Source organism: Microcoleus sp. (genome assembly GCF_049646505.1).
Lineage (GTDB): Bacteria > Cyanobacteriota > Cyanobacteriia > Cyanobacteriales > Microcoleaceae > Microcoleus.
The window spans coordinates 19,694-27,249 of the sequence record NZ_JBARVX010000347.1 but is presented as its reverse complement, the minus strand read 5'-3'; the positions used below and the strand labels follow the sequence as shown (position 1 = coordinate 27,249).

Annotated in this window: 7 protein-coding genes; 4 read left to right on the top strand and 3 right to left on the bottom strand. The window is 48.2% G+C overall.

The genetic code is table 11. The features are described from left to right. From WBA89_RS18005 to WBA89_RS17990, 4 genes are all read left to right on the top strand, one after another. A partial coding sequence (locus tag WBA89_RS18005; protein ID WP_424408586.1) for a zinc ribbon domain-containing protein occupies window positions 1–380 on the top strand: 380 nt, incomplete at its 5' end. Window positions 381–418: 38 nt separating this feature from the next. Continuing rightward, window positions 419–1,327 carry an MBL fold metallo-hydrolase gene (locus WBA89_RS18000; RefSeq protein ID WP_424408585.1) on the top strand — a complete coding sequence of 303 codons (909 nt, stop codon included), beginning with the start codon at window positions 419–421 and terminating at the stop codon, window positions 1,325–1,327. A gap of 80 nt (window positions 1,328–1,407) precedes the next feature. Beyond that, window positions 1,408–1,974 carry a diheme cytochrome C gene (locus tag WBA89_RS17995; protein ID WP_424408584.1) on the top strand — a complete coding sequence of 189 codons (567 nt, stop codon included), beginning with the start codon at window positions 1,408–1,410 and terminating at the stop codon, window positions 1,972–1,974. Window positions 1,975–2,109: 135 nt separating this feature from the next. Then, window positions 2,110–2,667 carry an HPP family protein gene (locus WBA89_RS17990; RefSeq protein WP_424408583.1) on the top strand — a complete coding sequence of 186 codons (558 nt, stop codon included), beginning with the start codon at window positions 2,110–2,112 and terminating at the stop codon, window positions 2,665–2,667. A 203-nt stretch (window positions 2,668–2,870) separates the two neighbouring features. On the opposite strand, the gene WBA89_RS17985 is transcribed toward WBA89_RS17990, so the two are convergent. The 3 genes from WBA89_RS17985 to ppc all read right to left on the bottom strand — a co-directional run bounded on the left by WBA89_RS17985 (window position 2,871) and on the right by ppc (window position 7,322). Beyond that, a complete protein-coding gene (locus tag WBA89_RS17985; protein WP_424408582.1) occupies window positions 2,871–3,128 on the bottom strand; it encodes a hypothetical protein in 258 nt (85 codons plus the stop codon). A 36-nt stretch (window positions 3,129–3,164) separates the two neighbouring features. Next, the gene (locus tag WBA89_RS17980) at window positions 3,165–4,079 is read right to left on the bottom strand and encodes a calcium/sodium antiporter (RefSeq protein ID WP_424408581.1); all 915 of its coding nucleotides are present in this window, start codon (window positions 4,077–4,079) and stop codon (window positions 3,165–3,167) included. Between the two features lie 123 nt (window positions 4,080–4,202). Continuing rightward, complete coding sequence (gene ppc / locus WBA89_RS17975) at window positions 4,203–7,322, bottom strand: phosphoenolpyruvate carboxylase (protein ID WP_424408580.1); 3,120 nt, start codon at window positions 7,320–7,322, stop codon at window positions 4,203–4,205. Window positions 7,323–7,556 lie beyond the last annotated feature (234 nt).

Here is a 7,556-nt window from a genome sequence, read left to right as displayed (position 1 = left end):
ATGCCGAATTGCACGGGTATATCGACTATAAGGCTAATCTAAATGGTTCGTTAGCAACGAAAGTTCCGGCTCATTACACGTCGAAAAGTTGCTCTAAATGCGGGCATACTTCGGATGCTAATAGACCGAACAAAGGACTATTGTTCCGGTGCGAATGTTGTAGTCATGAGTTACACGCCGATTTGATTGGTGCGCGAAATATTGCAATGAGAGCGTTGCTTGTCCGGCAAGACTGGATGAGTACGGGGAGTTTGTCAGCATCCCCTAATGTATCGAATGGTGAAGCCAAAGCCCAAATCCTATCCAGGTTTTCGGAATTGCGGTGGAGTTCAGATGCAAGCCCACATCATAGCAGCGGTACTCCGCTTGATGCTGGGTAGTTGACTTGCCAAGTTCCTGCGCTCAAACCTAAAAAAAAATGTCAGATTCTTCACCCTCTCAAGCAAATTCACAGCCTTCCGACAACAAAGCCACTAGCTCAAACAGTCCTTTGACCGATTTTGTCGTTCAGTTTTGGGGCGTGCGGGGCAGCATCGCCACCCCCGGCACCAAAACAATTCGCTACGGAGGCAATACCTCTTGCGTAGAAATGCGCTTGGGCAAAAAACACCTGATTTTTGACGGCGGCACCGGTTTGCGAGTTCTCGGCCTGAATCTGCTGCGAAAAATGCCGATCGAAGCTTATATGTTTTTCAGTCACACTCACTGGGATCACATTCAAGGCTTCCCGTTTTTTACTCCAGCTTTTATTCCGGGGAACTGCTTTCACATTTACGGGGCGATCGCCCCCAACGGCACTACAATCAAACAGCGTCTTGCCGACCAAATGCACCACCCCAATTTTCCAGTTCCCATCCAGGTGATGCAGTCTGACCTCAAATTCAACGATTTGACGCCAGGGGATATTGTCGAACTCGACGATGTGAAAATAGAAACAGCACTGCTCAATCACCCCAATACTGCGATCGGATATCGAGTTACTTGGCAAGGACACACGGCTGTCTACTGCACCGATACAGAGCATTTTCCCGATCGGCTCGACGAAAATGTCGTACACCTAGCCCGCGACGCCGACGTGCTAATTTATGATGCTAACTACACCAACGAAGAGTATTACGACTTCAAAAACCCGAAAGTCGGCTGGGGACACTCGACTTGGCAAGCAGGAGTAGAAATAGCAAAAGCTGCGCGAGTCAAAAAGATTGTAATGTTTCACCACGATCCGAGTCACGACGACAATTTTCTCGATCGTGTCGAAGCAGACGTGCAATCAGTTTTTGCCGATAGCTGCTTGGCCCGCGAAGGCATGACCGTACCCGTGGTTTAGGCAACAAATCGAGTCCGTGCGGGCTGCGAAAAAACCGCCTCCAGACCGCAAAAAATAGCAGCCTGAAGGCAGAAAACACAATGAACCACAAAATTCGCCTCAAGCGCCGCTCTCGTGGCTGGCTGAGGCTTTACTCAACGTTGCTAGTGTTGATAATTGTCTGTTGTACCGGAGGTGGATGGGTGGCAGCACAGACTGCCGGCTCTGGCACTCCCGCGCTCCTGGCTCAATTTTCTACAGTGGAAGAAATCGGCACTGTCGATCGCATCCCCGAACGCTACCAACTCGCACAGCAACTGTACCTAGAAAACTGCGCCACCTGTCACATCGGTTTACCGCCCCAAGTATTGCCAACAGAAACCTGGCGCAGGTTGCTGCAAGACCCCGAACACTACGGACAAACCATCAAACTGCTAGTAGACCCGCCCCGCCTGTTGGTGTGGAATTACCTGCAAACTTTTTCGCGTCCCCAACCCAAAGACGAAGACCTCCCGTACAGAGCCGCCAACTCTCGCTATTTCAAAGCTTTGCACCCCAAAGTCAAGCTGCCGCAACCAGCAAATATCAGCAGTTGCGTTACTTGTCACCCCGGTGCATCTCAATACAATTTCCGCAAGCTTACCCCGGAGTGGGAAAACTCTCCGTAGCGAACAATTAAGTTCGCAACTAGATCCAAAAATCTGTGCGTTTAACTACTTTTTTACAAATTGTTATGATATCTTAACTTTACCGGAGGCTAGTTCAGAAAATTTAATAAACCTGGCGATCGGGCAACCTGATTTATGATTGACAGTAAAAAAGTTCAACTTAAATGGCAAAGTTATTGGTTTAAAACCTTTGGCAGGTGGCGATCTTGTCCATTGAGCTGCCCCACAGACAGACCTCATCACCGGCATATTGTTTGGAGTTGGATTGGCAGTTTTTTGGCAATTACAGCAACGTCCTATCTTGCTGTAAAAACTAATTCTCCTTTACTAATGGCTCCGTTTGGCGCTACAAGCGTTCTGATATTTGGTGTCCCTGACAGCCCTTTGGCTCAACCGAGGAATGTGATTGGGGGCAATTTCTTCGCGGCTCTCACCAGTTTAATGATTCTGCATTTTTTCGGTTCTTCTCCCTGGGCGATGGGAATGGCTGTTTCTAGTGCGATCGGAATTATGCAGCTTACCGGAACTTTACATCCGCCTTCGGGAGCAGTTGCCTTAGTTGTCATGATGACCAAACCAGACTGGAAATTTTTGCTAACACCTGCTTTTGAGGGTTCAATAATCTTGGTCTTGTGCGCCGTCATCTTTAATAATTTGGCGGACGAAAGGACGTATCCCAACCACTGGTTATAGAATTGTTTTTATTGACATCCTCCCCGCCGTTCGCGGCGGGGATTTCTCAACCTCGCGACGGGATTCTTTGCCAGAAGTTGAGGATTTTTTCCTGATTTTATTACTGGATTGTTTGGTAGAGGTTGAGGAGTTCGATCGGATTGTTTTTTCGATAAAAAAGCGAGGGACTTTGGCCGCAGTTTACCGGCGAGAGTCATTCGATTTTATATTTTATATTTTATATTTTCGATCGATCCCACGGATCGAGGATCGGGCTCTTCTGATTTTAGATTTTGGATTGATTCCACGGCTCGATCGCGTGGCGGGTACCACCTTTGAAATTCGCTTGTCAAGAAATTATCTCGGTTTTGGGCGATCGCCAAATAGTCAGCCGCAACCCGCGCCAAAGCTATACCCGTTAAAAATAAAAAAGTGCGCCGCAGCATCGGGCGACAGCCTTCAGACTGTTTGCGTTTAGACACAAAAAATCTTAACTCTAGGCTTTTACTACCAAGCATTTACAGAATTGTGGCAACATAGACAAAATAAAGTACAACTAATAATACTCCGCGCCTGCGTTCAATAAAACCTCTTCTCGTTGGGAATGTAAGTGCCACTGTCACAATTCCAAAAATTAAAGCTACCGACACTTCGCGCCAATTGACTGAGATAGGGAAAATGGTGGCTGCAATTCCAACTACCCAAAGACTATTGAAAATGTTACTGCCCAATATTGTTCCCAGTCCCACCTCCTCATGTCCGCGCATCTTGGAAATCATAGTTGTTGCAAGTTCCGGGACTGATGTACCAATGGCGACGATGGTTGCTCCAGTGACAAATTCATCGATTCCGAAAGAAATGGCGATACCTTTTCCTCCAGCTACAATGAGATGCCCTGCAACGATTAAGCAGCCCAAACCAACAACACAGAGAATAATCGCCAGCCAATTTCGATGCTCGCCCAGCACTTCGTCTGCCATACTTTGCTGTCTGCGTACTTCAATCACTACGACACTAATCCAAACAAAAAGTATACTTAGAAGAATTAAACCGTCAATGCGAGACAGCAAACCATCCAAACAAAGAATACCAATTACCACCGGAGTTAGCAGGGCAGTCAGAAAATCACGTTTTGTGCTATCGCGAGGGGTTTGAATTCCTGAAACGATCAGAGCTAGACCAAGAATCAGAGCAACGTTGACAATGTTACTGCCTAAAACATCACCGAGGGAAATCTGAGGTTGTCCTTCTAAAGCAGAGTTGACAGCAACAGATAGTTCTGGACTCGAAGTAGCGAAGGCTGCCACTGTTGCACCAATAATCCCAGGAGAAATACGCGCCCAATGAGCTAGTCCCACCACACCCCGAACAAAAAGCTCCCCACCTATTCCGGCGCTGAGAATGCCTATTATGAAAGCAAAGTAGTCATTCATCGAGCAAAACTCCATCTATTTTAACTGTTCCCAAGCAGAGCCTGGGAAGCAGTCGATCGCACTTTGAATTTTTAAGTAAATTTAAAACTCAAAACTCAAATCAAAATTCACAACTCAAAACCATTAACCGGTGTTCCGCATCCCCGCAGCAATTCCGTTAATTGTCAGCAGAGCACCCCGCAACAGTTCGCCCTTGCTGTAACGCGAGTGAATCACCCCCGGAACCCCGCCAGTACCGTGCTGCCGCAAGCGTTTCAACAGCGAAACCTGCAACAAACCCAAAGGCACAATCGTGGCATTTCGCAACTGCACCGATCGCTGCAAAGACGGATCTCCGTCCAACAAACGCTGGTGTCCGGTAACAGTTAAAACCAAATCCCGAATCAAGTAAAATTCCGCCGCAATTTGCTCGTATAAAGCCTTGAAACGCTCCCTGTCCGCCGGCAAAGCCAACTCCCGCACGTAGTGATCGGCAATCTGCAAATCCACCTTAGATAAGGTCATTTCGACCTTAGAAATTACCATTCTAAAAAACGGCCATTTCAAGTAGAAATACTGCAAAAGTTTCATGTGTTCTTCCGGTTCTTCCAGCAAAAACTCTTGCAAAGCTGTGCCGACACCGTACCAAGAAGGCACTAAAAATCGGCTTTGAGTCCAGCTAAACACCCACGGAATTGCTCGCAAACCGCTGATGTCTTTCTTGCCGCCGCGGCGGGCCGGACGAGAACTAATTTGCAACTGACTGATTTCTTGTATCGGGGTAACGTGATGGAAGAAATCGACTAAATCCGGCTGTTCGTAGATTAAATTGCGGTAGTGCGATCGCGATTTGACCGACAATTCCTCCATAATCTGATTCCAAGGGTCGATTCCGTCAAAACCCGCGTGCAGCAAGCTAGCTTGAATTACCGCCGCCGCCACAGTTTCCAAATTGTACAGCGCCAACTCCGGTAAAGAATATTTGGAAGCCAAAACCTCGCCTTGTTCGGTAATTTTGATTCGCCCGCTAATACTCTTTCCTGGTTGAGCCAAAATCGCCTTGTAAGCAGGCCCGCCGCCACGCCCTACAGAGCCGCCCCGGCCGTGAAAAATCCGCAATTCCACACCGTGTTTTTCGGCCACCGCTTGCAAAGCTTTTTGAGCTTTCTGAATTTCCCAATTGCTGCTGAGGAAACCAGAATCTTTATTGCTGTCGGAATAGCCCAGCATCACCTCTTGCAATTTGACCTGACAGATTTGGTTTGGTGGATTTGGTTCGCTCTTGAACGCTACTTCCTGCGCGTATCCTCCCGCTAGCAAAGCCCGATAAAGCGGCAGATCGAATAGCTTCTGCATTACTTCCGGGGCTTTTTTCAAATCTTCGACTGTTTCAAACAGCGGCACTACTTGAATGGTGCTAATTCCTGTCGCTGGATCGTACAGTCCCGATTCTTTTGCTAACAGCAAAACCGCCAGCAAGTCGCTGACATCGTGGTTCATGCTGATGACGTAAGTTTGGCAAATTTCTTGACCAAACTCCTGCTGCATTTGTCGCAAGACTCGGAAGGTATTAATTGTCTCGCAAGTTTTGGGAGAAAATGGCAGTTCTGTGGGAATTAAAGGGCGGCGAGTTTGCAGTTCGGTTGCGAGCCAAATAACTCGATCGCATTCCGACATTTGATTGTAAGATTTGGGCAAAATTTGCAAGTATTCCGCAATTTCGCTCAAAGTGTCGGTGTGTACTGTGGACTCTTGGCGGATGTCTAGGTAAGCCAAGTTAAATCCGTAAATTTCTACTTGACAAAGCAGATTTTCTAAGTCCCGACAGCTCAAACCTGTTTCGACTAAATTGTGCTCGATCAACTGCAACTCGGCTAAAAACTCAGCGCCCGATCGATAAAGGCCGGTCAAGACGGGATGCTCCGACAAAACTTCGTGCTCCCGCTGCAACTCGTCTCCTTTGTAGAGACGCCAATTGCGATCGCGCGTATTTTCCAGCCGCTGGAGCACGTAGGCCAGCTTCAAGCGGTAAGGTTCTTGGCGGTAGCGGATTGCCCACTGTTCGTAAACATCGGGAAATTCCGATTTGTCGCGATCGAGAGATTCGAGCAATTCTGGCAATACGTCGCTCCAGTGCAGCGACAAACTCAAAAGTTCGTTTAACCGCTTCACAGCAGTGATGTACTTGCACATCACTAAATGGCGCTGATAGCAAGCAGTTTGCCAAGTAACTTTCGGGGTGACAGAAGGATTGCCGTCCCTGTCGGAGCCCACCCAAGAACCGAACTTGCAAAAATTGTAACTAGGCGGTTTCAGGTAAGGATAAGAAGCGTGCAGCGCTTGCTTTAAGCGGTGGTAGAGTTCGGGAATGGCATCAAACAGCACTTCGTCGAAGTAGTGGAGAGTGTACTCCACCTCGTCAAGCACAGTTGGTTTGAATTGGTGCAGCTCGTCAGTACGCCACCAGAGGCGAATTTCTTCCATCAGTTGCTCTTGGAGATTCGCCGCTTCCCAGCTAGACACCGGGTAGGGGCTTTCAGAGTTCGCGCGCGCTCCCTGAAATTTCTCGTCAACTTGGTCGAGCTGTTGGAGAATTTTCGCCATTCGCCGCTGCTTGGTGCGGATCGTGTTGCGGACAATTTCCGTCGGGTGAGCGGTAAATACCAAGCGGATGTCCAACTGATCGATCAAGCGCTGGATTTGCTGGCTAGGTACGTTCAAGCGCAGCAGCATCGGGAACAATTCGTGAAATGTTCCGGCGTCTTTGGCAATCGCCTCGCTGCTGTCTGCACCGCGAGGAGCCGTTTGGGCTGGGCCTTCCCTGTGCCGCGGGCGATCGGGCGCATCTTTGGCTTGTCCCGGCAGCTTAGCAAACATTCGCCCGCCAGCGTCGTTGCTGCCAGTGTAAGCTAGCTGTTGGTCTCGCTGTTCGTAGTGCTGTTCGACAATATTGATCAATTGAAAATACAGCGCAAAAGCCCGCGCGGCGCGGATGGCGGCGTTGAGATCGAGCTTTTCGATTAGCTGTACCACATTCGATTCGCGAAAGTTAGTGGCTTGTCCCTCGGCGGAATTGACCGATCGCATTTGTTGGAGCAAATCGACCAATTCCTGCCCGCACTCCTGTCGCAGCACCGATTCCCACAAGTCCTCTACTACTTTGAGGCGATTGCGTAGAAACAAATCTGATTTTGAGTAAGCGGCAGAATGGGGAATAGATGTTGCATCAATAGCCTGTTCTGAAGACTGGAGGACTGAACTCATCGGGCTGTTCCTCAATAGCTGCGGGTGTCTAGAAAATTGTATGGTTTAGTTTCGCCTAAAACACTTTTGTTTGCAGTCAAATTTGAGACAACTTATACAATTTTCGATTTGCGATTTTCGATTAGGGATTAGGGATCGCTTACAACCCAAGGGTTTGAAGCTTGCCTAAAGTTCTATTTTTTTTTTGAAACTAATCTTCAAAGAAGATTGAGCCCACTTATGTACAAGCTAGAA